This is a genomic window from Dysgonomonas mossii, assembly GCF_004569505.1.
Lineage (GTDB): Bacteria > Bacteroidota > Bacteroidia > Bacteroidales > Dysgonomonadaceae > Dysgonomonas.
In genome coordinates, this window is record NZ_SPPK01000077.1 from 1 (window position 1) to 432 (window position 432).

At 36.3% G+C, this 432-nt stretch carries 1 protein-coding gene; it reads left to right on the top strand.

The window, feature by feature from the left end:
• Positions 1-349 (top strand): family 4 glycosyl hydrolase (locus E4T88_RS17510; protein ID WP_497707127.1); only part of this gene is annotated, 349 nt, incomplete at its 5' end.
• Positions 350-432: the final 83 nt, after the last annotated feature.

Genomic DNA, 432 nt, shown 5'->3' on the forward strand with positions numbered 1-432 from the left:
CGCTAGAGCAATCGCATTCAATACGAAAGAAAGAATGTTAATGATTGTAGAGAATAAAGGCGCAATATCAAACTTTGAACCTACAGCAATGGTTGAAATACCATGTTTAGTGGGTAGCGAAGGACCAGAACCATTATCAGTAGGTGAGATTCCTAGATTCCAGAAAAGTTTAATGGAACAACAAGTAGGCGTAGAAAAACTTACAGTAGAAGCATACGAAGAACAATCTTATCAAAAATTATGGCAAGCACTTACTTTATCGCGAACAATACCAAGCGCTAAAGTTGCTAAAGATATATTAGATGATCTGATAGAAGCAAACAAAGGATATTGGCCAGATTTGAAATAGAAATAGAATAGAGTAGGTACAAATTTGATTTAAAATAAACCCTCCAACCGCTGGAAATAGAAGCGGGTTGGAGGGTTTTTGGT